Origin of the sequence: Zavarzinella formosa DSM 19928, from assembly GCF_000255705.1 — a bacterium.
In the GTDB taxonomy this organism is placed as follows: domain Bacteria; phylum Planctomycetota; class Planctomycetia; order Gemmatales; family Gemmataceae; genus Zavarzinella; species Zavarzinella formosa.
Window position 1 is genome coordinate 177,619 of the sequence record NZ_JH636449.1, and the last position, 26,588, is coordinate 204,206.

At 59.1% G+C, this 26,588-nt stretch carries 23 protein-coding genes; 16 read left to right on the top strand and 7 right to left on the bottom strand.

From position 1 onward, the window contains the following. Positions 1-447: 447 nt before the first annotated feature. The 10 genes from BGIM_RS0140980 (at position 448) to BGIM_RS61880 (ending at position 11,625) form a co-directional block, all read left to right on the top strand. The gene (locus BGIM_RS0140980; protein ID WP_157369812.1) at positions 448-2,868 is read left to right on the top strand and encodes a tetratricopeptide repeat protein; all 2,421 of its coding nucleotides are present in this window, start codon (positions 448-450) and stop codon (positions 2,866-2,868) included. A 281-nt stretch (positions 2,869-3,149) separates the two neighbouring features. Then, entirely contained in the window at positions 3,150-4,829 is a 1,680-nt protein-coding gene (locus BGIM_RS0140990; protein ID WP_020475408.1) for a hypothetical protein, read from the top strand. Next, the gene (locus BGIM_RS55170; protein WP_020475409.1) at positions 4,826-5,500 is read left to right on the top strand and encodes an ABC transporter ATP-binding protein; all 675 of its coding nucleotides are present in this window, start codon (positions 4,826-4,828) and stop codon (positions 5,498-5,500) included. Before BGIM_RS0140990 ends, BGIM_RS55170 begins: the two co-directional genes overlap by 4 nt. Next, positions 5,497-6,639, top strand: a complete 1,143-nt coding sequence (locus BGIM_RS0141000) for an FtsX-like permease family protein (RefSeq protein WP_020475410.1) — start codon at positions 5,497-5,499, stop codon at positions 6,637-6,639. Before BGIM_RS55170 ends, BGIM_RS0141000 begins: the two co-directional genes overlap by 4 nt. Before the next feature lie 81 nt (positions 6,640-6,720). Then, complete coding sequence (locus BGIM_RS0141005; protein WP_020475411.1) at positions 6,721-7,590, top strand: ThuA domain-containing protein; 870 nt, start codon at positions 6,721-6,723, stop codon at positions 7,588-7,590. A 72-nt stretch (positions 7,591-7,662) separates the two neighbouring features. Then, positions 7,663-8,937: a TIGR03067 domain-containing protein gene (locus tag BGIM_RS0141010; RefSeq protein WP_020475412.1), complete on the top strand. Its 1,275-nt coding sequence runs from the start codon at positions 7,663-7,665 to the stop codon at positions 8,935-8,937. Positions 8,938-9,004: 67 nt separating this feature from the next. Beyond that, positions 9,005-9,682, top strand: a complete 678-nt coding sequence (locus BGIM_RS0141015) for a hypothetical protein (protein ID WP_020475413.1) — start codon at positions 9,005-9,007, stop codon at positions 9,680-9,682. A 12-nt stretch (positions 9,683-9,694) separates the two neighbouring features. Further along, positions 9,695-9,925, top strand: coding sequence for a hypothetical protein (locus tag BGIM_RS0141020; protein WP_020475414.1), 231 nt, complete (start codon positions 9,695-9,697; stop codon positions 9,923-9,925). A 10-nt stretch (positions 9,926-9,935) separates the two neighbouring features. After that, positions 9,936-11,039 (top strand): Nif3-like dinuclear metal center hexameric protein, encoded by a 1,104-nt coding sequence (locus BGIM_RS0141025; protein ID WP_020475415.1) that lies wholly within the window; start codon positions 9,936-9,938, stop codon positions 11,037-11,039. Between the two features lies 1 nt (position 11,040). Then, on the top strand, positions 11,041-11,625 hold the full coding sequence (locus BGIM_RS61880) for a histidine phosphatase family protein (RefSeq protein ID WP_020475416.1): 585 nt from the start codon (positions 11,041-11,043) through the stop codon (positions 11,623-11,625). Between the two features lie 35 nt (positions 11,626-11,660). Here BGIM_RS61880 and BGIM_RS0141035 read toward each other — a convergent pair whose 3' ends face one another. Continuing rightward, positions 11,661-13,283, bottom strand: coding sequence for a HEAT repeat domain-containing protein (locus tag BGIM_RS0141035; protein ID WP_020475417.1), 1,623 nt, complete (start codon positions 13,281-13,283; stop codon positions 11,661-11,663). Between the two features lie 90 nt (positions 13,284-13,373). On the opposite strand from BGIM_RS0141035, the gene BGIM_RS0141040 reads away from it, so the two are divergent. After that, positions 13,374-14,567, top strand: coding sequence for a PP2C family protein-serine/threonine phosphatase (locus tag BGIM_RS0141040; RefSeq protein ID WP_020475418.1), 1,194 nt, complete (start codon positions 13,374-13,376; stop codon positions 14,565-14,567). Between the two features lie 147 nt (positions 14,568-14,714). On the opposite strand, the gene BGIM_RS0141045 is transcribed toward BGIM_RS0141040, so the two are convergent. From BGIM_RS0141045 to BGIM_RS0141055, 3 genes are all read right to left on the bottom strand, one after another. Beyond that, on the bottom strand, positions 14,715-15,359 hold the full coding sequence (locus BGIM_RS0141045) for a hypothetical protein (RefSeq protein WP_020475419.1): 645 nt from the start codon (positions 15,357-15,359) through the stop codon (positions 14,715-14,717). 332 nt (positions 15,360-15,691) lie between these two features. After that, complete coding sequence (locus BGIM_RS0141050) at positions 15,692-16,231, bottom strand: MaoC/PaaZ C-terminal domain-containing protein (protein WP_020475420.1); 540 nt, start codon at positions 16,229-16,231, stop codon at positions 15,692-15,694. Positions 16,232-16,346: 115 nt separating this feature from the next. Then, positions 16,347-16,748, bottom strand: a complete 402-nt coding sequence (locus tag BGIM_RS0141055; RefSeq protein WP_020475421.1) for an acyl-CoA thioesterase — start codon at positions 16,746-16,748, stop codon at positions 16,347-16,349. 413 nt (positions 16,749-17,161) lie between these two features. Here BGIM_RS0141055 and BGIM_RS0141065 point away from each other — a divergent pair, with 413 nt between their 5' ends. The 5 genes from BGIM_RS0141065 to BGIM_RS0141085 are packed head-to-tail and all read left to right on the top strand — an operon-like array spanning position 17,162 to position 21,713. Continuing rightward, positions 17,162-17,872, top strand: coding sequence for a tol-pal system YbgF family protein (locus tag BGIM_RS0141065; RefSeq protein ID WP_020475423.1), 711 nt, complete (start codon positions 17,162-17,164; stop codon positions 17,870-17,872). Then, a complete protein-coding gene (locus tag BGIM_RS0141070) occupies positions 17,869-18,177 on the top strand; it encodes a hypothetical protein (RefSeq protein ID WP_020475424.1) in 309 nt (102 codons plus the stop codon). The genes BGIM_RS0141065 and BGIM_RS0141070 overlap by 4 nt, the downstream gene beginning before the upstream one ends. Positions 18,178-18,211: 34 nt before the next feature. Further along, positions 18,212-20,029 (top strand): flagellar hook-length control protein FliK, encoded by a 1,818-nt coding sequence (locus BGIM_RS0141075; RefSeq protein ID WP_020475425.1) that lies wholly within the window; start codon positions 18,212-18,214, stop codon positions 20,027-20,029. Positions 20,030-20,046: 17 nt separating this feature from the next. Beyond that, positions 20,047-20,412: a flagellar hook assembly protein FlgD gene (locus tag BGIM_RS0141080; protein ID WP_020475426.1), complete on the top strand. Its 366-nt coding sequence runs from the start codon at positions 20,047-20,049 to the stop codon at positions 20,410-20,412. 47 nt (positions 20,413-20,459) lie between these two features. Then, on the top strand, positions 20,460-21,713 hold the full coding sequence (locus tag BGIM_RS0141085; protein WP_020475427.1) for a flagellar hook protein FlgE: 1,254 nt from the start codon (positions 20,460-20,462) through the stop codon (positions 21,711-21,713). Between the two features lie 102 nt (positions 21,714-21,815). Here BGIM_RS0141085 and BGIM_RS67555 read toward each other — a convergent pair whose 3' ends face one another. The 3 genes from BGIM_RS67555 to BGIM_RS0141105 form a co-directional block, all read right to left on the bottom strand. Beyond that, a complete protein-coding gene (locus BGIM_RS67555; RefSeq protein ID WP_020475429.1) occupies positions 21,816-24,485 on the bottom strand; it encodes an MGH1-like glycoside hydrolase domain-containing protein in 2,670 nt (889 codons plus the stop codon). 239 nt (positions 24,486-24,724) lie between these two features. Continuing rightward, positions 24,725-25,759 carry an inorganic phosphate transporter gene (locus BGIM_RS0141100; RefSeq protein WP_020475430.1) on the bottom strand — a complete coding sequence of 345 codons (1,035 nt, stop codon included), beginning with the start codon at positions 25,757-25,759 and terminating at the stop codon, positions 24,725-24,727. Further along, on the bottom strand, positions 25,752-26,399 hold the full coding sequence (locus tag BGIM_RS0141105; protein WP_020475431.1) for a DUF47 domain-containing protein: 648 nt from the start codon (positions 26,397-26,399) through the stop codon (positions 25,752-25,754). Before BGIM_RS0141105 ends, BGIM_RS0141100 begins: the two co-directional genes overlap by 8 nt. Positions 26,400-26,588: the final 189 nt, after the last annotated feature.

A 26,588-nucleotide genomic window follows, 5' to 3' on the forward strand; every position in this document is an offset into this window, starting at 1 on the left:
TCTTTGTCGGTTTGGCGGCCTCTTCACAATTCACATTTTCGGAATTTTGTTGACACCAATACAGACTTATGAATGAGATCTTTATTCTCAAGATTCGGAATGAAATCCCAAATTCATCTGCCTGGGTTCAAAAATGAGCGTTTTCAGCTTCGACATCCAACAATCGAATATGGAATTCGAACAGCGGTTAATAACTTTTTCGATTTTCTTTTCTTTTTAGTGTGTCCAATGTGTTCAGTTTTAATCCCTTCCGGCGGCGGCTGGCGGCTTCCCCGCCTCTCTCAATTCGCACATCCGCGAACCGGGTTGCCCTTGACACATTTTGCAGATTCCGCGTAGAGTACCCAACCATATGGTTCCGCGCAGGACGCACGGAACGGCGGCTTTCGTCACCTTTGGATGCCCCGCGCAATGGCCACGGAATCGGCCCCCTTCGCAACGCCTGTCATGCCCAGATCGCTCTGGCAACTCCCGGCGTTTCTGCTCGGGCTGGCCGCCTTGTTCGGCCTGTGGAATCACGGAGACAAACTCCGGCCCTCCGTCACGGAACGCTACCAGCGGGCGTTGGAAATCCTGCGGGCCTCATTGGAACGCTGGCCGCCGGATGTCGATCAACTTCAGGCCGCTCTTCGGCGGCTTCCCAAGCAAGAGGTCCCGCCTGAGTTCGCCGACCGCGCGCATTTTTTCACAGGCAGCGCCTACGTGGCCCTCGCGGAATCCACCACCTCCAGCGCCGAAGCGGCCGAGTGGTGGCGGCTGGCCAAGGATCACTTGGAAGCCATTCCCGCAACCACCAAACTCCAAGACCCGGATGTCAAGAAACTCCGCTATCGGCTCGCCCGTGTTTGGGCGAACACACCGGACATTCCCGCCGCCAAGACCCTTGAAGCCCTCAAGAACACCGTCGGCTCCGGGGACGACACGGCCGAGGGATATCGGCTGCTGGCCGAACTCTACCGCAAGATCACCCCGCCGGATGATGCCAGCGAACGCAACAGTTGGCGGGACTATCTCAAGCACGCCCCGACGCGGGCCGATGCCCGCCTTCTGAATCAGGCGAGGGTGCGACTGGCCGAACTCCATGAAAAGTTGGGGGAAGGCGAAGAGGCCCGAAAGGTGCTGGAACGGGTCGGCCCCGAAGCCCCGCCGGAGGTGTACGCCTCCTCCCGGCTCATGCTGGCCAAGTATTTTATCGCCGAGGAGAACTGGGCGCAGGCGGCGGTTTATTTGGAACAAGTCCGGGACATGAAGGGGGCAACCGACCCTCAACGGGGCCAGGCCCTCTCGCAGTTGGTCGAGGCCTATACCCGCCTGAACCAGTCGGACAAAGCCAATGACCGCGCGAAAGAGTCTGAAAAATTCAGCGGCGGATATGGAAAGCTCGTCGGCCTGAAACAAGCCGAAGTACAGATCAACGATGAGACCATCCCGCGGGAACAGGTCGTCGCCAGCCTCGAAAAATCCATGAGCGTCGTCACCAATGTGGCTGATTATCCGAGCGACATGGTTCCCATCGCCGAGGCCCGGCGAACTTGCGAAGAGGTGATTCGCAAGACTCGGGCCGCCAACGAATTCGCCCTAGCGGACCGGGCCAACAAGGCATACGCCCGCATCGCCGAGAACGGCAAACATCATCGGATCGCTGCCGAACTGAACGAAACATGGGGCGAAGAGGCCGCCAAAGACCCCGCCCGGCTGGAGGAATCCCGCCAGCATTTCCGGCAGGCCGCCGAGGCCTGCGCCGAATTGGCGAAACTCGAAAAAAACGCCCCGGAACGTGGCGACTGGCTCCGCAAAGCCGCCACGTTCCATGTGAAGGGGGAGGACCGCACCAAGGCCCTGGCCGTGTTGAGCGACCTGGTTTCCCGCATCTCTGATTACCCCGAAGACCGCACGGGGCAGGCATGGGCTGAGATGGGCGAAATCTATCTGAAGGCCGGGGACAAGGAACAGGCCAAGCTCGCGTATCAAAACGCCTCCGGCCGGGCCGGGCCGGCGAGGCCGCTCTCACGGGTGCGGCATGCCGTGCTGTCATGGGAAACATCGCCGAACAAGGAAGGGGACACGGTTATCCCGCTGCTGGAGGAGGCGCTTGAGCAACCCGATTTGCCGTCGAAACACAAAGACGCCCACGAAGAAGCCTTGTACGCCCTCGGGGAATGTCTGCTGATCCGGCAAGACTGGGCCAAGGCCGAAGCCCGGCTCCGCGCCGCGCTGGAGCTTTATCCCGACAGTCCCCGTGCGATTAGCGGCCGACTGCAGTTTGGCCAATGCTTCCGGGCCCAAGCCCATGCGGAAGGCCGCAAAGTGGCCGCCGACCAAGCCGCCTTGGAGAAGATCAAAGCCGAAAGAATTTCGCGGCGCCAACCATCGTATCAGGTGGATGAGCAGCTGAAGCTGGAAGACCGCATTCAGGCCACCACGCAACGCTTTTATGAACGGTTGAGGCTGGCGTCCGATTCCGTCTGCCAGGCCGAGGAAAAACTGCTAAAAGCTCCGATGGCCGAACCGGAATTGCTCAGGCGAGCCTCGTTTTACGCGGCCGATTGTGCGACATGGCTGGGCGATTTCGAGGATGCCGCCGGCCGCTATGAGCGGATGGCGGAACGTTACAAGAACCGGGCCGAGCAACTGGAAGCCCTGCGGGATTTGCACCGCTGCTGCTGTTTTGGCACGGATGCCGCCCGCGAGAAAAAAGACGCCGCCGGGGCAAAACGATGGATCATCCGCACCAAACTGGCGTATGAGAACCTCGCCAAATCGCTTGCCCAAATTCCCGAAAGCGAGTTGAACGGATCAACGGACGCCCGCAAACGCAGTTATTGGGAAAAGTGGCTGGAACAAAACGCGGCCAGGAAGAACGATTGAGAAGCAGAGACGGTGTCACCGTCGTCATGCGGCCGGCCATCGAGGCAAACAGCAGGGCTGTTTGCCTCGAGTCATTCACCAAGTTCACATCGGCTTTCATTTTCACCCACTCTTTGACGATGTCGCCATGTCATGGGAAATACAATTCAATCTCCCCAAGCCTGATCCGCAATGTGGCGAATAAAATGGGCATGGCCGGGAGGTGATTCGCCAGATTCCGGAAAATTTCGCGGGGTTGGCTGGCGTCCAACTGAGACCGCACATGAGGGAGTCGGCCGCCGATGAACCGGATCGCTTGTCTGGCCTTCCTCGCCTTCGGTTGCCTTGTCAACAATCTGCATGGTCATCCTTCCATGCCGAATCAGGCCATCAGCGCGCCGACCATCGCCCAGCTTTTCGTGACAGACAGTGAAGTAAGGTTGCAATTGGAGATCGGCAAAGCCGACCTGCCGGTGTTCGCGGATCTGACGACCGACGGCGTCAAAGAAAATCCAACCGTTGCCCAACTTCGCTTCTTCAGCCGGGGTTGGGCAATCGAAGCCGACGAGGAAACACTTCGCGGCAAGGTGGTGATCGTTGAATCGCGACACCGAGTGAAGCGGGAACCTGTCACTGGGGAACCGTTGCCGCCGGACGGGACGGGGGAGCCGGTTATTTTTGTGGAGGTTCGCTACCCGCTTTCACGAAAGCCCGCCAACATTTTCATGAAGCCACCGAAGGCCGACGACGGGGCGACGGCAACCATCGGCCTGGTTGTCTGGCATCGGGCCATTCCGGTGTGCGATTTCGATTACCTCAAACTCCCGACGGGCTTTCGGCTCGATTGGGAAGACCCGTGGAAATCCCGCTTTCGCGGTTTGCGGTTCCAACGCTATTGGAACTTTCCGGTGTGGATGAACTTCACCGTGGAGCCAAGAGCCGTGCGGATGGAGGTGTCCGCCCGGCCCGGCGTTGCCCCGTGGGCCGCCGCCAAGCCCGAAACGCTCATGTCGCAATTCTCACTGACAATCGACGGCAAGGCGGTCACTCCAACCGCCGAACCCATGAAGACGCTGCAACAAAAACTTGGCCGCATTGAGGAGACGGCGAACCCGGCCGGAATCCCGCCGGAGACCGCCTTTCGCCGGTATGGTTTTGTCGTCCCTGTCGCCTCACGCCCGGCAGCGGTGACCTTGAAAGCCCCCTTTATCAACGGGAAGTTGAAAGAGGTTCCCGTGTGGGTGAATGCCGGGGACAATCCGCAATTGCTGACGTCGGCCGAGAATGTGCTGGAGTGGGGCAATCCATCGGGGAAACTTGATGCGTTGATTCTGACGGCCACGCCTCCGCCGTCCCCGCCGAAGCCGGATCGAGCGTGGCTGTTTCCAAGTCTTCTTGCCATTTTGGCTATTAGTCATTTGTGGATCGGCCCTGGCCGCCCGCCGTTTCGATCCAAGCAACGGCGTCTGTTCGCCCGGCTGGCATTGGCGGCGGTTGTCACAATCATGGCCATATGGGTGCTCGGAGGAAGATGGTTTCCCAAGCCAACCATTTCTCCTGTGCCGGACGATCAAGGAGGCCGGCAACTCGTTCATCGACTGCTGGCCGACTCGTACCTCGCCTTTGATTGCCGGGACGAAGAGGATGTGTACGACACGCTGGCCGAGACAATCTCCGGGCCGTTGTTGCGGGAAACATATCTGGGCATCCGTCGGATGCTCGAATCGCCCGGCGAACTGGGAAAGGCCCGTGTGCGGAACGTAGATGTGCGATCCGCGATCTTGGCCCCGCTGCCGGACGGTCCCGGTTATTCGGCCCGTGTCACTTGGATCATCGAAGTGGCCATCACCCATCTCGGACACACCCACAATCGGCTGACCCAATTGGATGGAGAAATGAGCATACGCCCCCGCCAAGGCCGTTGGACGATTGCCTCGCTGACTGTCCTCGACCAACGCCCGGCCACGGAGCCAGCCAAGTGATTGCCGTCAATGGCTTGCGTTTCCGCTATCCGCACGGGGGCTTTTCCCTGAGCATTGACGACCTTCAAGTCGCCGCCGGGGAACGGCTGGCGATCATCGGCCCCAGCGGTTCGGGGAAGACCACCCTGCTCCTGCTCATCGCCGGCATCCTTCGGCCGCAAACGGGAACATTGCGGGTCAACGGGATCGAACCCAGCAAACTTTCGGATGCCGCATCGAGGGCCAACCGTCTTCACAAGATCGGCATGGTGTTTCAAGATTTCGGCTTGTTCGATTACCTGAACGCAACGGAAAACATCCTTCTGCCCTACCGCGTCGGAACCGGCATGACGCTTGACCAAACGGTGCGGGAACGGGCCGCCTCACTGGCCGCAAAAATGGGCATTGCGGAACATCTTCGCCGCCCGGTGACGGCGCTTTCCCAAGGAGAGAAACAACGGGTGGCCGTCTGCCGGGCGTTAATCACCCGGCCGCCGTTGTTGCTCGCGGACGAACCGACCGGAAATCTCGACCCGGCCACCAAAACCTTCGTTTTGGATGCGATGCTGGAAGCGGCGAAAGAGGCTGGCTCAACGGTGGTGACGGTCACGCACGATCACGGCTTGCTTGGCCGGTTCGACCAGGTCGTGGATTTCATGGACTTCGTGAAGCCCGCGGAGGTCCGGACATGATTTCCATTCTTCGTCTGGCGTGGTTTTATTTGCGGTTTCACCCGTGGAAAACCGGCTTGCAAGTGACGGCCGTGATGCTCGTGCTGGCGGTTCCCGGCATCCTTTGGACGCTCGCCCGGCAGGGGGAACATCACCTGACGGAGCGGGCCGCGAAAACCCCGCTTTTGATCGGCTCGCGGGGAAGCCCGCTGGAACTCACGCTGAACTCGCTGTACTTCCGTTCTGATCCCCTGCCGCCGATGAAGTTTGGCGAAGTGAAACGAATCGAAGAATCGGGATTGGGTGATCCGATCCCGCTCTATGTCCGCTTCAAGAGCCAGCGAGATCCCGTCGTCGGCACGGCCCCGGAATATTTCCCTTTTCGCGGTCTCCGTCTCAAAGAAGGCGACGGTTTGGGTCGGCTCGGAGATTGCGTGGCCGGTTCGCGGGTGGCCGCGAGACGGGGCATCAAGACGGGCGATTTTGTCGTTTCCAGCCCGGAACAAGCCTTCGACGTGGCGGGGGTCATGCCCTTGCGAATGCGCGTCACCGGCGTGCTGGCCGAATCCGGGACGCCGGATGATGACGCGATTTTCACCAGCCTGCGCACCACATGGGTGATCGCGGGAATCGGTCACGGCCACGAGAACCCGGACATGGAACATGCCGTGCCGGGGGCAACGCCGACATACATGGAAGTGACGGACGCGAACGTGAACACATTCCACTTCCACGGAAACCGCGATGATTTCCCGGTTTCCGCGTTGATTGTCATGCCGGGCGACGAAAAATCGGCGACCCGGCTGATCGGTCGATACCAATCCCCGGAAAACCCGCTGCAAATCGTCGAACCGGATCGCGTGATGTCCGGCCTGCTCGACACCGTGGTGACCATCCGGGCCTTCGCCCTAGCCGCCCTCGCCTTGGTCGGGCTGGCGACCGTGCTATTGCTCGGCGTGTTGCAAGCTTTGTCGTTTCGGATTCGCCGCCGGGAAATCGAAATCCTCCATCAACTCGGCGCCTCGCGCTGGCGGGTGAGGATGCTCCTCGCCTCCGATGCGGCGGGGGTGTTTTTTCTCGGCGCGTTGCTGGCCGCAGGATTGACACTCCTGGCATCCGGATTTGGTCCGGCGACGATTCGGGGATTGATGAGCCGATGAAAACTCTTCGAGTCATTCGCTGTCTTTTCATCGGCCCGCCACCCATATCCTAAACCCGTCACCTTCTCCCGAGGTCTCTCTATGTTCCGACAATTGTTTTTCGCCACAACACTGCTGCTGTTCCCCCTCCTCGGTCAAGCCGCCGAACCGGCGTTTCCCGTGGAGGAACTTCCCAAGGATGCGAAGGCCGTCAAGGTCGTGCTGATCGCGGGGACGAACTTTTACAAGACGGGCGAGCATGATTACATCGCCGCTGTCCGCGTGCTGGCTGATTTGTTGAAGCAATCGGGCGTGGCCCCGGTAATCGCCCTCGACTGGCCGAAAAAGCCGGAAACATTGGCGGGGGCGAAAGCCATCCTCTTCCTCTCGGACGGAGCCGAGAAACATGCCTTGTTGAAGGATAACCGGCTGGCCGAGATCACCAAACTTGCCGAATCGGGCACTGGCTTGGTGTTCCTGCATCAGACGCTGGACTTCCCGAAGGATTTCCTTGATCGCGGCAGAACCCTCACCGGTGGCGTGTGGGAAAAGGGGATCTCTCAGCGGGCGCATTGGGTGACGACATTCGACACGTTCACCAATCATCCGATCACCCAAGGAGTCACCCCCTTCAAGATCGACGATGGCTGGCTGTACAAACTGACGTTTGGGGCGGAACGCAAGAACCTGACACCGCTGCTGAAAACCGTCTCCCCGAAAACGCCGGCGAAGGGTGAACTCGGAGACGACGCTATTGTGGGCTGGGCCTTCGAGCGGCCGACGGGCGGGAAAACATTTTCCTTCACCGGCGCCCACCTGCATGCGAGTTTCGCCGAGGAGGGGTATCGCCGCTTTCTCGTCAACGGCATCCTGTGGAGCGCCGGTGTGGCCATTCCGAAAGAGGGGGCGCCGGTGAAACTGGAACCGGCCGAACTACCGAAATACCTGACACCGGCTCCGGCCAAGAAATAACACACCGGGAACCGTCGGACAGTCTCATGCGTCTCATCGGATGACACATCTTCCGAGTTCAGGAGACTTCCGATGAGATTGCTGGCCTCTCTTTTCGGCCTCGGCTTGCTCGCCACTGTTTCGCTGGCCCAAGAGGGCAAAAAGGAATCCAATGTCCCCGTCCCGCCGACGGATGCCGAGCGGTTGCGGGGAACATGGATCATCGAGTCCGTCCGAGTGAACGGCCGGGACGAAATCGCGGAGAACCACAGTTGGGTGGATTTGTCGTTTACATTTGAGGACAACAACTTCCGATTTCAGCTTTTCCCCGGCCGGGGCGGCACATTCCAGTTGAAGGCCGACACCACGCCGAAACAAATTAATTTCCAACTTCCCAAGATCAAATCAGAGGACGGCAAATCCCCCGGCTTCGTCCGGGCCATTTACAAATTTGACGGCGACCGCCTCCGCATGACCCTCGGCGTCACCAACGAGGAAGATCGGCCCGCCACTTTTGAGCCAACCGACACCGGCCCTCCCTTTATCTTCGTGAAACTTCGCCGACCCGATCTAGCCGACACGGACGGGGTCATCGGGGAGGAATATCGCCGTCTGGAGGGAAACTGGGTGCTGGTCGCCACGGAAACCAATGGCCAGCGTACCACCGTCACAGAGGAATTTCGCCTCAAGGTGCAACGCAATCACCTGACACTGACGAACGGCGACAAGCCCGTGTGGAAGGCTGACATGAAACTAAACATCACCACCTCCCCCCGGCACGCGGACCTGACCATCACGGAATCGGCCGGCGACCATCGCGTAAGCGACACACTTCACGGCCTCTATTCCATCGAACGCGGCCTATGGAGACTTTGCCTGCCGAACCGGGCCGACGACCCCCGGCCGACGAACTACGAGACGGACAAACCTGGCGAAAGCGGCCTCGTGATGTTCTTCAACCTGGAGGGGCAGGATGTTGACCTTCCCCCCGGCACCCGACACGCGATTGGCAAATCCGTCGGCCTGCCCGGCCCCGCGTCCAAATTGCGAGGTCTGCGGTTGGAACGAGTGAAGGCTCTGCGGGCGGCTGCCGATCTGGCGATGAATCGTTACGAAAGCGGCCAACTTCGTCTGACCGAAATGATCGCGTTGGAAGAGTCTGTTTATCTGGCCGAACGGGAATTGAAGACGGCGGCCGAAGATCGCATCGAATTGCTCGACGCCCGCATTCGGCGACTCAAATTGCACGAGAAGCACTTGGAGGCGCTGGTCGAGGCCGGAAAGGCTCCGATGCAGGACAACGCCTTGATGAAGGCCACCCGTCTGGCCGCCCAAATCGAAAAAGAGCAACTGTCGGCCGGGAAGTAAACGACGGGCCCGGAAAGCCCCCGGTCTTCCCTTGCGGGACGGTTGTCATCACGCTATCGTCACGTCGATGAACCTGATCGTTCCTGAAATCCTGACCGAAGGTCGCGGCCTGTCAATGGCCGTGATCGGCACGGCCATTGCCGTGGGGCTGGCGCTCTGGCTGTTTGGCTGGCGCGGCCATCGTTTTTGGATTGTCGTCGGCGTCACCGTCACCGGCGGGTTGTACGGCCTCTCGGCGGGGCAAGCCACCGGCGTGAATATGATCGCCATGGGCATCATGCTGGCCCTCAGCGCCGGGTTGCTGGCCCTCGAACTCGCCCGTGTGTTTGCCTTCCTCGCGGCGGGAACAGTTGTCTGGCTGGCGGTTGGCGCTTTGTTCCCGCAAGGGAAGGAGTTGTGGCTGGTTTTCCTCGCCGGAGGGTTGGTTGGCATCCTGTTCTACCGCCTCTGGACAATGACCCTCACCAGTTTTTTGGGGACGATTGTCGCCACTCATGCGATACTGATTCTTCTCGGCGAGATCACGAAGTTCGACAGCGTGGCCTTCGCCCGCGAACATCCGACCGGCTTGAACATCGGCATCGGCCTTGTCAGCGCGATGGGGCTGGCCATCCAGGGGGCGCAAGTTCGCTGGGCCAAGCCCGACCCGGAAGAAAAGCCGAAGGACGAGAAGAAAAAAGAGAAAGAGAAACTGCCGAAGGATGTGCAGGCGTTGAAGGATGCCTTTTCCAAACCGGCCAAATAACGGACTCCTGCCATGAACCGCCTTCTTCAATTGCTAATGCTCTGGATGGCCCTCGCCCTCCCGACAGTGGCGCTTGCCCAACAACCCCCCGCCGATGATGCAGTCACCCGCGGGACCAAGATCGACCCGAACGACCCGAAACCCGAGGCGGGCAAGGAAACGCCGGTCCTCGCGTATTTTCTCGCCCTCGTCGGTTCGGCCGGGGTGTTGTTCATCATCTGTTCACCCGGCCGCAAAAAGTAGTCTTCCCCTCATGAGCACCGTCGCGGATTTTTGCCGGTATTTCGAGGCGTTTACCCCGTCCTCGCTGGCGGCCGATTGGGACAACGTCGGCCTGTTGCTCGGCGAACGAACAACCGATGTTCACCGGGCGATCACTTGTCTGACTGTCACCCCGGAAGTGGTGGCCGAGGCCGTGGACGGGCTGGCCAACCTGATTGTCAGCCATCACCCCATCCTGTTTCGCGGCACGAAAAAACTCTCCGGAGACTCATCCGAAGGGCGGTTGTTGCTCCCGCTTCTGAAGGCTGGAATCGCGGTGTATTCGCCGCACACCGCCTTCGACAACGCAACCGGCGGCATCAACGATCAACTGGCCGCGACGCTCGGCCTGACCAATGTGCGACCGCTTCGCCGCCACGACGCGGAACGCCGGTGCAAGATCGTCGTCTTCACTCCGACGGAAGATGTGGCGGCCGTCTCGGCGGCGATGTTCCAAGCCGGGGCCGGGGTGATCGGCGAATATCGGGAATGCAGTTTTCGCCTGCCCGGCACGGGGACGTTCTTCGGCACGGAAGGAACCAATCCGGCCGTCGGCGAAAAAGGCCGGCGAATGGAAGTTCCCGAGGAACGGCTGGAAGTGATCTGCCCGGAGCGGGCGGTCAACGCCGTGATTGCCGCGATGCGTAAAGCCCACCGCTACGAGGAACCCGCTTTCGATGTGTACCCGCTGAAGCCGTTGCCGGGAAGCAACGGCGAAGGCCGGTTGGGGGAACTGCCCGCCGAAATGTCCTTGGAATTGCTGGCTGGAAAAATCAAAACCGATCTCCGCACCGGCGCCGTGCAATTGGTCGGCGAACCGACGAAAACCGTGAGCCGCGTGGCCATCGCCTGCGGGGCGGCCGGGGAATTTCTAAAGGACGCGATCAAGGCGAAAGCCGACGTGTTCCTAACCGGCGAGATGCGATTCCACGATTATTTGCACGCCGAGAGCGAAGGGCTTGGCTTGTTGCTCCCCGGCCATTACGCTTCCGAACGCCCGGCGGTTGAAAACCTTGCCGTAAGATTGGCCAAAGACTTCCCGGACGTGACCGTCACGGCCAGTTCCCGTGAACATGATCCCGTCTCGTGGGTATGACATGCGACACCAACTGATCCCATTCTTCGCCCTGCTGTTCGCCGCCATTGTCAGCGGCTGCGCCCCGGCGGCCGATTCCCCCGGCCCCAAACGGATTCTGATTGTCCGTCATGCGGAGAAGCCGCCGGAGGAAGCGATGAAGTTTGGCCTGAACGACAAAGGCCGGGAACGGGCCGAGGCTCTTCACAAACTGTTTGAAAAATCCGACGCCCGAACCGACCCGTTTCCGATGCCGGATTTTTTGTTCGCCGCCTCGAACACCAAAAAGAGCCATCGCTCGACGGAAACCATCGCCCCGCTCGCCAAGCGATTCAAAATGCCGGTGAACGTCCATTTCGACAAAGACGATTACCCGCTATTGGCGAAAGAACTCCTGCATAATTCCAAATACGCGGGCAAAACAATCCTGATCGTCTGGGGCCACGGCACCATCCCGGAGCTGGCCCAACAACTGGGTGTGAAAGATGTCCCCAAACACTGGAAGGACGAAGTGTTCAACCGCGTCTGGCAAATCGACTTTGAAGATGGCAAAGTGGTTTTCCAAGACCGGCCGCAAGGATTGTTGGCTGGCGACGGGGAGAAGTGAAAACCTCGGAAGCAAATCAGGAGTTTTCTCCACGATCACTTCTGTCCGCTGCTCTTCAATTTGTTCTTCGCATTCGCGGAAAGCTTGTTCTTCGGATATCGTTTCACCAAATGCCTCAGCACCTTGGCGCCGAAATCACCCATCAGTCCCGCATGATCGACGAAGTGGAAGCCGAGGTAGTACAGTTCCTCGGCCTCCAGCCATTTGGTTTTCTCGACCTCTTCAATGATGGCCGGTTCGTCTTGGCGGATCAGGTCCGCGAACTGGTGCAGACAATGGTCGCGGGCGCGGACTTCAGCATCGAGATCCTTGTTGGATAGTTTGAGTCCGACGGTGGCCAACCCGAGCCGGATGGTGAAACCGGCGGCGGGGTCGCGGGCGGCCGCCCGGTAATAAAGGTGCGATTTCTCGAAGTCTTCCTTCTTCTTGAGACCGGCCGCCTTGGTCTCCAGCCGATCCCGCAATTCAACGGCTCCCGCCTCCTTCAATACAAACATCAACGCGTCGGCCCGGCGGTCGTTGGCCTCCAAGTGCTTGCCGAGAGTGTTGAAGAGTTCGTCCCCCCATGTCTTTGCGTCTCCGCGGGCAAACGGGGCGACCACACGGGCCAGCGTCCATGCCTCATCGGCTGTCTCTGCTTCCTTCAACGGCTTGGCCAATGCTTTGCGGCCCGTCGAAAGGGCGGCCAGTTTGGCGAACACGTCATCCCGGTATTTCCGGTCAGGATGGGCGGTTTGGTCCAACAGAGCGGCAGTCACTTCGGACGTGTCACGGTCGCCGAGTTTGCCGAGGGCCAGTCGTCGCACAGCCAGATCGTTCGCCTGCAAGAGAGGGAGCCATTCGGGGATGAGTTTGTCCGTCATCGGAATCTTGTCAAGCAACATCATCGCCGGGGCGGCCACCCGGAACTGCGAGTCTTGGGCGCAGGCAAAGAGCTTCGCTCGTTCATCCTTGGTCGGCGATTTCAGAAACTTCCCGAGCGCTTGCAACGCGGCCGCCCGCACATCCGGCGGGGTCGGCGGTTGGGTGCGATCCCACAACAGAGGCTCAACCCGCTCGTCTTCCAACAGGGCTGCCAGCCGGACCATCCCTGATTCCCCGGCAGGAGTCAGTTTCACTTTCTTGTCTTTTGCCAGCGTGAACAGATCGTCCGCAAGGGCCTTCTTTCGTTTGGTGTCCAGTTTGGGGATGCGACCGGCCAGCGTTTGCACGGCGGCCTCCACGGCGGCAGGGTTTTTCTCCATCAGCATGTCAATGCCGGAGGCGTCTTTCGACCCGTCCACATCGGCGGCGGCCAGCGCGGCGGCGATGTATTTTTGCACGCCCGGCACGACCTTGTGCATCACTTCTTGGAGAGCGTGCGTCCCCTTTGCCCCGAGGGCGACCGCCGCCTCGGCCGCGCGTTCGGCCTCAGTTCCGCCGTGATTGATGCGTTCCAGCAAGATCGGAAGTGCCTTTTCCACCTTGAGTTGCCCGGCGGCTTTCACGGCCCGGATTCGGAGCGATCCCTCCTCGGAGGCGAGGGCGTTTAGGATGGCCGTGTGGGATTCCGGATCGCGGGCATTCAGTTCCCCAAGGATCGTGACGGCCGCACAGCGGATGTCCAACGAACGCTTTGCGTCAGTGAGGGCGACGAGTTTGGAGAGGGGAATTTCCATTATGGCGTCGGTTCAAGTGGTGTTCGTGCGATCATGCTACTGGGTTCAAGCGGGGTGGGCCAATCGCCTTGGAAGCGATAAAACGGCGGGATGGCTGAATCCGCCCACCTGACCGTCCGGCAGATCATGAATCCCTCGCCCGTCCGGTTGGAACCGGATCGCACGGTGCGCGAGGCGATCACCCTCATGACGGAGCATCGCGTCGGGGCCGTCCTCATCGCGGACACCGCCGGGAAACTTCTCGGCATCTTCACGGAACGGGATTTTCTCCGGCAATCCACCCAGCACCCGTCAGACTGGCAAAACATCTGCATCCGCGATTGGATGTCCCCCTATCCGTACACCATCCAGCCCTCGGCCGGATGGGAAGAGGCCGTCACCAGCATGGAGCGGTTGCGGGTGCGGCATCTCCCGGTGGTGGAAAACGGTTCGCTGGCCGGCATTCTCACCACCCGGCAACTGGTCGCCCATCGGGCCAACCATTTGAACATACTGATCGGCGAGCGCACATCCGAACTGCGAAACGCCAACGACAGTTTGATGGCCCGCGACAGTGAAATCACCCATTACATGAAGGCGGCCGCCAAGCTCCAAAAGAAGCTGATGTTGCCGCAATCCCCGCCGGACTGGCCGGAGATCGGGTGCAGTGTCTTCTTCCGTCCGCTCGACCCGCTCGGCGGGGATTATTACGACTTTGCCCGCCCGGACGACGAACACTTGGGCATCCTGATCGCCGACGCCAGCGGCCACGGCGTCCCGGCGGCGATGGTCGCCATCATGACCTGGCTGGCCTTCACCGAAGCCGCGAAAACCACCTCCAAACCCGGCGAAGTGCTGACGGCCATGAACAACCGCTTGCTCGGCCTCGCGGATGAACGATTTGTGACAGCCTTCTACGGCGTTTTCAACCGCCGGACCCGGCAATTCACTTACTCCAACGCGGGGCATCCGTTTCCGCTTCGACATGTCAAGGAATCGGGAAAGATTCACCCGCTGGCCTCGCGGGGCTTCATGCTTGGCATCATGCCGGACGAAGTCTACGCGGACAAATCGATCATTCTGGCCCCCGGCGACCGCCTCCTGTTCTACACGGACGGCATCGTGGACCTGCGGGACGACCGGGGTGAATCGTTTGGAACGGAACGACTGTCAAGTTGTCTGGGGGAGTCGTCCGAACAACCCGCATCGACCATCGTGACTTGGATTAAAGACGAGTTGAATCACTTCTGCGCCAAAAACGGCAACAGCGACGACACGACAATGATTGTGTCGGAAATCAGATAAGAAGAGCAAGAAAGGCGCTAACCACAAAGGCACAAAGGTCACACAAAGTTTCACAGAGAAGACCGAAAAAGAATTGAACTCTTCGTCTTCTCTGTGAAACTTTGTGTGACCTTTGTGCCTTTGTGGTTAGCGCCTTACTTGCTCTTCTTAAAATCCAAGCAAATCACTTTCGTCGGTCAGCACCGTGTCGTAGTCGGCGGCACCGAGGCGGGTGGCGAGTTGCTGGAACTCGTCCAAGTGCCGGAGTTGGCTGTGGTGATAATGCTCGGCCTCGGCCAGCACCCGGAGATCGTCGATCTTCGGGATGCCGTGCTTTCGCAAAATCCGACGGAACGGTTTCAAGTTCCGGGCAAAGACGAACAGCAGTTTGTGTTCGTCCATCTGTACTTCAATCTTGCGAGCCGCGGACATGACAGCCACGCCGGTGCAACCGTCGTTGGTCAGCAAATCCTCAAAATCGCAAAAGTGGCTCTGAAGCACCGGCAGGTCGATTTCCCCGCGACGCATGTCGTCGTGGAAATCACCCGTGGTGTCGTGGCTGGTTTCCAGCACCACATTCACCCGTTCGCCGAGCGGTTCGAGCAAATCCAAAAACAGATCAAAGAGTTTCTCCGCAGAAACCGATGCTCCAATGACGGGAAAACATTCGCCCGTCTCGGCGTCACGATAGCGGCTGATGCGAAACCCTTCGACCGGCATGATCGGCACGGCCGGGCCGGGCCGCACGGCGTCCGTCAGACGGAAGCCGTCATAATTGTTCTGTCGCAGATGATTAGTTGAAGCGGTAGACACGGTATGGCTCTACCCTTTCTGGGTCGGAAGTCGCGGGGGATCGTCCGGTCCGGTGGTCGCGTTGAGCCAATCGACGTGGCAACGTCAATTTAGCAAGTCGCGAAGCTCTTATCCACCGGTCCTGCCCCATTCTAGCACGGCTTCCAATTCCCGTGTTCGGGCCGTGCGGGTTTGTGTGAAATGTCAACTTGGGAAACCCATCCACCCCAAAAAGAGTGATTTTTCGCTCAAGTTCCTTCGCCAAACCACCCAAATTTCGTGTTTGGGATGAGTCGGAAAACGAAAGAACCGCGGCCAAAGCCACGGTTCTCGTGAGGAATTCCCCGAAAAATTCAGCGGACGGTCACCGGCGTTTCCGGCACGGTCACGCCATTCGCTTCCGTCGTCCCGTTTTCCGCAATTGATTCAGCCGTCCGTCGCCCGGCCCGGCCTTCGACCAGCGTGATGAGAAAGCCTTCTTGGACGATCTTGCCTTCCTGATTGACGACGCCGCGATACCAAGTGATTTCACCGCGACGGCCACGACCTCGAATGGACTTCTCCAACACCCGGCTGCGAAGCTTGATTGTGTCCCCGGTGAAGGTGGGTTCGCGGAAGTTCCACTCGCGCACTTGCATGAAAGCAATTGTCCGCATCGGCGGGCAGGTGACCCCCAGGCCGCTGGCTATTGAAAACACAAGCAATCCGTGGGCGATGGGCCGGCGGAATGGCGTGGTCTTGGCGTATTCGTGATCCATGTGGATCGGGTTGAAGTCGCCGGAAACACCGGCAAAGTTCACCACATCCGCCTCGGTGACTGTTCGGCCGGAGGATTCCCATTCCTGGCCAATCTCAACGTCATCAAAATAAAGATGGGTACTGGAAAATGCCATATGGCCTCAATTTTTAGATGGAGGGATAATATGAAGGCGGGAAAAACTCAATGTAAAGTTTAGCGGAACTTCCACGTTTTCGGCAAGATTCCCGGTGATGCCCGGGATCTTCCCCTCACGAATTGGCCGTCTTTGTCGGAAGCAACGGCACCGGTTGTCGTTCTTTGTTAATGCCTACGTAGACGATCTCGGCCTCGGTGACGCGAATTTGCTCCCCGAGCCGGTCGGAGATCACATTGACTTGCAAGGTGATGGAAGTCCGGCCCCATTTGGTCACGGTGGTTTCGTAACGGACCACGTCTCCCACAAAGACCGGTTGTTTGAACTCGACGCGGTTGAGGGCAACCGTCACATAACTGAGGTTCGGTTCCCCGCCCGCCAATCGCACCTCGCGGGCGGCCGCGATGGCTCCGGCCATGTCGAGATTGCTGAGAATCACGCCGCCGAAAATGGTCCCGTACGGATTGGTGTCCGACGGCATCATCACCGATTGCAGAGCCACATAGGGTTCGGCCATCTCGCGCCTTGTTGAAAGGTTCCGCAACACTTCAACCGCTTCATACTCGGGACGGAACGCCGTTGGAAGAGCGTCCTGCGCGAAATTTGGCAGGAATATGATCAGATATCTTCTCAACTTTTTGGGGAACACATGTTCAATGGCCCGTAAAGATCGAAGGACAACCACCCGGACTTGCCATCTTCTCTGCACGCCGGAGAAGATTTATTTGCCGCTCCTTTTCGTTCTTGTTCAATTTTCTCAAATACGCCTCAAAATGAACCTCCGGTTTTCACTCCGGGCGAAAATCTTCCCCTCTGAGGCAGAAAGAACTGATCTTGCGATCATCCTTTTGTTGACGTATTCGCTCGGGGTGCGGTATCTTCAATGAACGAATGCAGAAGTGGCAGGATATCGCACGGGAGGATGAACGGATGATTCGGACGTTCGCCAGTGTTGTGGTTCTTATGGTCGGTTGTTGCGTTTTGGCCCAAGGACCGGAAATTCCGGCCCCAACCATCACCAAGGGACCGGCGGTACTTCCCATTCCTATTGATGAGAAAAACACCCTTGATAAATTGAAGACCGCCCGCACGGAGTTGAAAACCGAGCGTGAAGCGACTGCCAAAACATTGGAACCCGAAGACACGAGCGCGGATACCGAACGCCGGGAAATGCGGAAAAAACTTGAAGAGTTAATCAAGCGACTCGATACGCGGCCGAGGACTTCGCTTCGAGACAGCCAACCCGCCCCGCGACCGGGGATGTCACCGACGGACCCGAAATCGCCTCCCTTTCCCGCCGAAACCTCGGTTTCGGCGGCGACGGACGCCCTGTTGCTCGCCCAAAATCTTTACAAATCCGGGGATTACCCCGCCTCGTTGCGGGCCTTCAAATTGATCGACCTCACCTTGTATGCCCGCGAAGACAAGGCCTTCATTCAATACATGACCGGTTGTTGCCTGCGACGAACCGGTAAACTATCCGAAGCCGCCGTGATTTTCCGGGATGTTGCCGACACCAAGGACGACGAATTTGTGACTGAATGCGCCCTCTGGCAACTGGGCACCCTCCGCTGGCGGGAAGACATGGAAAAACAACTCGCCCAATTGAAACAACGCCGGGAGGCGATGGCGCCCAAATGAACCCCACTCCCGCAAGCTTGAGTGTCGAAGCGAGGTTCGCCGAGACGGACGAACTGCTCGAAAAGATTGCTGAACGGTTCAAAGAAGGGAAACCGGCAACAGATTTGCTGGAATTATTACAATCGGTCTGGGATAATGTGCCGGCTGGAACGACCTTGACGCCGGAAGAGCAAGCCCGGCTGGCGGCCGTGATGCAAAAACTGAATGAGACGGTGGCCATCGGTGAAAAGTCGATGAGTCAGGCGGCTGAAGTGCTTGCACACTTGGCCCGAGGCAGGAGAATGCTAAAGGCATACCCAAGCTAAGCAGGATGCGACGAAACACCCCAAGACACACACCATGACTTCTCAGCCCGCCCAATCAACGACTCAAACCCGTCTGAACCAGACGACGACCAAGGTTGGCTCGTCCTCCTCGTCGGGCGGGGACACGAATGGTTTTTCCGCGTTGCTTGCGTCGTTGTTCACCAATGTCGCATCAACGGCCCAGCCGATTCAGACGGTTCCGATTGACACAAACGGAACCGCTTCGATTCCGGTGGCCCAGCAACAACAACAACAGTCAACATCGTCCGGGTTTGGCGACCCTTTTGGCAACAACGGATCTCTGATTGTTGGCTTCACCGCCGGCACCGACGGGCAACTGGTGTTCAATGGGAATTTCCAATTCCCCGGATCTCCCCCGGAAGGGCAGGTTCCGACGGTTGCCGCCCCGCCAGTCGCAACCAACCCGCAAGATCCCCAAATTCTGTTGCTCGCAACGACCAACCCGGCGACAAGCACCCAGTCGGCCCTCCAAAGCAGCACGGCCACACTTGACCTGACCGGGGTGCCGCTCCCGACGGATGACCAGACCGACACGTCGTTGCTCACGGACAACACCGCCACCAATCCGGCGATCTCGGCGTTAATTTCACCATTGTTGAATATTCCGCTGCCCGCTGTGACGACTCCGTTTGTGTCAACAAATAGCGCCGGCACAACCGCCCTGTCGGCCATCGCCGCCGGCCAGACAGCAGCGATCCTCGATCAGCAACTCACGACATCCGCCAATTTGGCGAACCAACAGACAGCCACGACCAACGCAACAGCCACAACCAACGCAACAGCCACGACGACAGCCAACGCAACAACCACGACGCTGTTTCCAGCCGTCAACACAACCGTCTCGAACGCGACGGTAAACACCCTGTTCCCGACGGCAACTAATTCGGCAAGTGCGACGACACCGACGACGACTTCGACGGTCACCCAACCGGTCACGACGCCCGCCATATCGGTGGCTTCGACGGCCAGCCTGACGACAACGACCACCACGGTTCAAAACCCGAACACGGTCCAATTGACATCAACGACCACCGGGACGACCCAAGATCTGATTAACGGCGGTCGAAGCATCGGCTTGCCGACACTGGCTCCCGGTTTGCCTCAGTTGCCGCAAGTCCAGCCAAGCACGGCTGACGCAAACCCCGGGGCGTTTTTCTCCATCACCGGGATTGACCGGCCAGCCGATGCCGTCTCCACATTGGATTCACTTGGCCCAATCAGCACGACCCTCGGTGGCGCCACCGCTCAGTTCACCCGTGAACGGACCGACATCGCCGATCTGAATTCGCTGTTTCGCGGGGACGAGACAAAAGCCCCTTCGGATAATTCGGCCGCCGTGGCCGGGGGTAATTTCACCAAGTTGATCGATTCATCGACATCGACATCATCGACGCCCGCCGATCAACAACCGCCGGTCCTGAAGCAAATTGCGGATGCCGTCGCCGAACGGGCTCAGGTCGTTCGGGACGGTGGAAACACCGAGATCCGGTTGCGGCTCGACCCGCCCGATCTTGGGACGATCAACATCCGTGTTCACTCGCAAAACGGGGAACTTCGGGCTGAAATCACGGCCGCCGACCCTGCCGTGCGAACCATGATCGACTCCCAACTGAACGACTTGAAAGGTCGCCTTCAACAATCGGGACTGGACTTTCAATCGTTCAATCTCAGTTCCGGGGGGGGCTCAAACCGTGGCGATCAGGCTGCGGACGCCCAAGAATTTGCAGGAACGGGCCGCCGGACGCCGATGTCCAAAACGGCCCCCGTCAACACCCAATCGTCCTCCGTCGTTAACCCCAACCGCGGCTCCCTTCTGGATGTCACGGTCTAACCCAACGGAACACTGTCATGGCCGCCGCCGCAAGTTCAACCACAGCCTCGGGTCTTCAGGATCAGTTCCTGCAATTACTCGTGGCCCAATTGCAAAACCAAGATCCGCTCAATCCGGTCAGCGATGCGGATTTCATCGGCCAACTGGCCCAGTTCAACCAATTGTCCAGCCTGCAATCCCTGAATGCGAACTTTTCCGAAATGCTGAAGTTTCAGCAACTCGGCCAGGGTTCCAGCCTGATTGGCAAAACAGTGGCGTACACGGATGCGTCGGGGGCCGCGAAGACCGGAGTGGTCAATCGCGTGCTATCCGATGGCACCAATATTTCAATCCAGATCGGGACCGACAAAGTGGGGCTGGGCAGCATCACCGGCGTGTCCTGAAACGCGACAAACCAACACAAGAACGACACCTACGGGAGAACAACACAATGTCACTTAACGCACTTTTCACCGGCTCGGCCGGATTGCAGGCCAATTCGTCCGCCTTGGACGTGATCGGCAATAATCTGGCGAACGCGAACACCTCGGGCTTCAAGGGCCAACGAGTTCAATTCAGCGATCTGCTGTACCAAACCCTGAGCGCTGGCAGCGGCCCCTCGGGAACAACGGGCGGGGTCAACCCTACGCAGGTTGGCTTCGGCGTGAGCATCGGAGCCGTTGGCACCAGTTTCTCACAAGGGAACTTAAATCCCACCGGCCGAACCCTCGACTTTGGCATCCAAGGATCGGGATTCTTCGTGCTCAGCGACGGCAGCAAACAGGTCTATTCGCGGGCCGGGGCGTTCGACGTGGACGCCAATGGTTTTCTGGTGGACCCAAACACCGGCTTCCGTGTTCAACGATTCGGCACCGTTGGCGATGGCTCGGCAACGGCGCCTGGATTCCAGACAGCCGGTGATCCCAACATCAAGATCCCGTTCGGGGCCGGCGCTCCGGGGGTGCCGACGGCCAACGTGAATTTCCAAGGAAACATCAGCACCGGCCTGACGACCGGGCAATCTTACAGCACGGCCATTCAGATATTCGACAACCAAAGCACCGGCCGGTCCTTAAACGTGACATTCACCAAGACGGCCACCCCGGACACTTACACCGTCAGCGGCACGGTGACCGGCGGCACCGTCGCTTTCTCGCCGGCCACGGTGACCTTCGACAGCACCACCGGATTGTTGCAGTCTCCCGGCACGATTGTGGCCTCCTTCACCGGTCTTCCCGGAACACAATCGGTTAATTTGAATCTCGGCACACCGGGGCAATCCACCGGAATCACCGAATTCGGTGATCCTTCCAGCGCCACGGCCGTCACCCAAGACGGGAAAAGCTCCGGCACCCTGACAACCGTCTCCGTGGACACGGACGGAACAATCAACGGCATCTTCAGCAACGGCCGGGTGATCCCGCTGGCCCAACTGGCGATCGGCACGTTCAACAACACCGGCGGCCTCACCCGAAGCGGCACGAACTACTTCACCACTTCGGCTTCCTCCGGCGAAGCGTTGATCGGCACGGCCAGCACCGGCGGACGAGGAACCATTCAAGGCGGATCGTTGGAAAACTCCAACGTGGACATCGCGGTTGAATTTTCCCGGCTGATTATCGCCCAACGTGGTTTTCAAGTGAACGCCAAGACGATCACCGTCGCCAGCGACGTTCTCGATCAACTGGCGAGCATCATTCGGTAATCGCCCAAGGGCCAAAAGAAAGCCCCGGCGGGAAGACAGAGAACGGTTTCTCTTCGTCTTCCCGCCGGGGCTTTCTTTTGGCGCCGCCCGCTCGCAGAGTCATCATCGCCATTCGTCGATCAACGAGGCCACCAAGCCTGTCCAGCCGGTTTGATGGCTGGCGCCAAGCCCGGCGCCGGTGTCGCCGTGGAAATACTCGAAGAACAGGATCAAATCCCGCCAGTGCGGATCGTTCTGAAACTTCGGATTCCCCTCATAAACAGCCCGCTGGCCGTTTCCATCGCGTGTGAAGATCGAAATCATCCGGTTGGCGATCCCGGAGGCCATGTCTTCCAATGTCACCTGCCCCTCGGGATGGTCCGGGCAGGCGATGGCGAACTCGTCGCCGAAAGCTTTTTTGAGCTTCCGCAACGATTCGATCATCAAGAAACTCGTGGGGAACCACACCGGCCCCCGCCAGTTGGAGTTTCCCCCCTTCAGATAGTTCCGGGACTCGGCCGGTTCGTATCCCACCGTGCTGTCGCATGCGGCAAACGGATGATCCTTGTGAAACTTGGACAGGCTGCGGATGCCGTGCTCGCTGCGAAACTCCTCCGGGTCCCAGACGTATTTCAACATCCGCTTCAGCCGGGAAGGCGTGGCCAGCGACAGCACATGGACGGTCTTTCCATTCACTTCCAGCGTCGTCAGACAGTTCTTGATGAGATCGGCGCGGTTCTTCAAATACCACTCAAGGTTCCCGCGAAACTCGTGAAACGGGGCGATCCAATCGGCCTCCAATCGTTCGACGGCAAACAATGGAATCAGCCCCACCATCGAACGGACGCGGAACTTCTGATACGAACCGTCCGGGTGGACGAGGACATCGTAAAAGAAGCCGTCCCGTTCACTCCATAGTTCATAGTCCCGGCCGCCGGCATGGTGCATGGCCGCCCCGATGGTGACGAAATGTTCGAGGAACTTCGTCGCCATCGACTCATAAGCCCGGTTCTCCTTGGCCAGTTCCAAGGCAATTCGCATCAGATTCAGGGAGAACATCCCCATCCAGCCGGTGGCGTCCGATTGTTCGAGCCTGGCTCCGTTGGTGTGCTTGCGGCTGCGGTCAATCAGGGTGATGTTGTCCAGTCCGAGGAATCCCCCCTCGAAGACGTTGTTGCCCTCCACGTCCACCTTGTTGACCCACCACGCGAAATTGATCAACAACTTATGGAAGCATTTCTCCAAGAACACGCGGTCGGCCTTCCCCGAGCGAAGACGGTCCATGTTGTACACCCGCCAGACCGCCCACGCATGAACCGGGGGATTCAAGTCGCCAAACTCCCACTCGTAGGCGGGGATCTGGCCGTTCGGGTGCTGGAACTGCTCAAAGAGCAACAGCCAGAGTTGATCCTTGGCGAATTCGGGATCGACCAACGCCAGCGGCACACAATGGAAAGCAAGATCCCATGCCGCGAACCACGGGTATTCCCACTTGTCCGGCATCGACAGGATTCGCATGGAATTCAAATGCAGCCAGTGCGTGTTCCTGATCTCCCGACGGGCGGGAGGCGGCGGGGCGGCGGGATTATCACCGCCGAACCACAGGCTCACATCAAAGAGATAGATTTGCTTCGACCAAATCATCCCGGCGAGGGCCTGTCGTTGGACATTCTTTTCGTCATCGGAAGCAGCCTGCGGATGAACGGTGGAGTAAAACTCGTCGGCCTCGCGCCGTCGCGTGGCGATGTTTTGATCGAAATCCGCAAAGGGATGAGCTACGGCACCGTGAGAAAATCGAAATCGAAAGACCCGCGAACCGCCCGCCGGGACATTCACCCCGGCATAATGCAGGCACGCTTTCGTTCCGAACCCCGCCGGGTTCGTGCAATTCTCTTTGTTGATGATCTGGCGGTGAAAAGCATTCTTCACATACGGACGAATCCGGCCGGCCGTTGGCCCGTACAACTTGAGGGCGTCGGTCTCGTTGTCCGTGAACAGCGAAACGCCTCCGGCTTCGCCGTAGAAAAACCGCTCGCCGACATGATACGCACCCAACAGATTCGCCGGGGGTTCCGCCATCCGGTCGTCGGCCCGCAGACATGGGTATTCCCCGGAGCCAACATCAATGCGGGGTTCGGCGTGAGGTTCACCATCCCACGCCCAGGTGTTTCGGAACCACAAATGAGGCAGCACATGGATGGGGGCATCCTCCGCCCCCCGGTTGAACACCTCCACGCGAACACACATATCCTCCGGAGTCAGCCGGGCGAATTCGATCACGATGTCGTGATAGCGGTCTTCATGCAGTACCCCGGTGTCGAGCAGCTCCCACTCGGGGATCAGCTTGCCACGGCCGCGATTTCCATCCAGTAATTGCTGGTACGGATAGGCCTTGTGGGGGTACTTGTAGAGATACTTCGCGTAACTAAAGGTCGGGGTCGCGTCGAGGTAGAAGTAGTATTCCTTCACATCCTCGCCGTGATTGCCCTCGCGGCCGCTGAGGCCGAAGAGACGTTCTTTCAGGATCGGGTCTTGGCCGTTCCAAAAGGCAAACGCCAGATTGATGATCTGGTAACGGTCGGAAACGCCCGCGAGACCGTCCTCGCCCCAGCGGTACGCCTTGGAGCGGGCCATGTCATGCGTCAGGAAATCCCATGCCTCGCCGTTGGGGGAATAATCTTCGCGAACGGTTCCCCAAGATCGCTCGGAAAGATACGGCCCCCAGCGACGCCAGTGTTCCCGGCCTGATTGATCGTCGGCGAGTCGGCGGTGTTCCGGCGTGTCGAACGGCATATCGGCTCCGTTGCGGGCCGTCCTGGCATGTGAAAACGTGCTGAATGAGTCAGATTGGGGATTATACGTTATGCTTTACCGTTTAGCCATTTGCGACGGCAGATCGGAGGGGAAGAGAAGAATATCTCTCGCAAAGTCGCAAAGGAAAAGCAGTCGAGCAAAATCATGAGAGAACGAATGTTCAATTTTTCTCTTCTTGATGTCTTTGCGTCTTTGCGAGAGACATTCTTCTCTTCTCGTCAGAGAACTTGACGCAGGATCGCGCAAATAACAGCCGCCAACATGGCCGAGACCGGAATCGTGAGCACCCAGGCGATCAGCATGTTTTGAGCGACTCCCCAGCGCACAGCCGAGACTCGCCGGGAAGCCCCGACGCCCATGATGCTGGATGAGATGACGTGCGTGGTGCTGACCGGGGCGTCCAGTTTGGTGGCGGCGAGAATCACGCAGGCGGCCGCTGTCTCGGCCGCAAAGCCATTGATCGGCCGGAGCTTGATGATCTTGTGGCCCATCGTCTTCATGATCCGGCCGCCCCCGGCAGCCGTGCCCAAAGCCATCGAGGTGGCGCAACAGACAACCACCCAAAAGGGCACATGCATCTCCATTATTTCGCCCTTCGAGGCCGAGTAAGACACCAAGGCCATCGTGATAATCCCCATCGCCTTCTGGGCGTCGTTCGATCCGTGGGCAACAGCCATGAACCCGGCCGAACCAAGCTGCAACACCCGGAACCCGCTGTTCACCGTGATCGCCTTGAGGGGCAGCACCAGCCATGTGAGCAGGATCATCAGAACGAACCCGCCGAGCAAACCAAGGAGAGGGGAAAGAACGAGGCCCTTCAATGCAAGAACCACGCCCTCGGAGGTCATTAATTCCCGCAGGGCCGTCCCCGCCGGAACACTATTGAACACCCGATGGCACCAGACCGCCCCGACCAGTCCGCCGATCAGCGCGTGGGAAGAACTGGAGGGAATGCCGAAATACCACGTGAGCAGATTCCAGATGATCGCCCCCAACAGGGCGGACATTACCACGACTTGGGTGATCGACGCCGGTTCGGCGATGTTCCCGCCGATGGTCTTGGCGACACCGTCGCCGATAAAAGCCCCGATAAAATTGCAGACGGCCGCCAGCAACACGGCCGTCCTCGGCGGCATCACGCCCGTGGAAACCACCGTGGCCACCGCGTTGGCGGTGTCGTGAAAACCGTTGACATAATCGAAGGCCAGGGCCAGGACGACCACCAGCACAAGGATCACCAGTTCGCTACCCATTTTTCACCATCACCGAACGGATGGCATCCATTGCGTCCTCGCATTCGTCCGCGCAGGTTTCAAGGGCGGTGAGCATGTCCTTTTGGCGAACCAAATCGACGGGTGACAGCCCGTCCGTAAACAGGGCGGCCACCGCCTTGCGGTAAACGCCATCGGCCTCGCTTTCGAGCGTGTGAACGGCGTGAGCCCGGTCGTTGACGACTTCCGGATTGCCAAACTTGCGGAGCAGGGGGACGGCGCCCGCCAGTTCCCTGGCGGAAGTGGCGATGATTCGCACCATCTCGCGCATCGCCTCTGTCAGCCGGTCGAATTGGTAGAGAGCCGCAAATGTGGCCGCGTGTTCCATTCCGTCCACGACATCGTCGAGGGCCTTGGCCAAGGCGGCCAGGTCTTCGCGGTCGATGGGTGTCACGAAGGTTCGGTCGAGCTGTTGGTGCAAGCGGCGTTCAAATTCATCCGCCGCTTTCTCGACCTCCTTGAGCCGGACGGCGATGGTCTCGATTTGCGGATGCCCATCCGCCTTGCCGAGTTCTGCGAGGACATCGGCGGCGGCCAAAATCTGGTCACCGATTCCTTCCAACAACGTGAAAAACTGCCCCTGCCGGGGAAGCAAGAAACGGACGAGCCGGTCAACAATCATGGGAGGGGATCTCGGTTACGCGGAACCGGTGAACTACCGAGGAATTTAGAGAACAGACTCAGGCCGACAAGTGACTGATTCGCAAGGATGCGGACAAGTCAATGAAGAATTAAAGTGGAATTCACAGACCGGCATCGCCAGCGCCATCGGCCGACAGCGGAAGAGAAAAGCGAGCGGGCCAACCTCGTT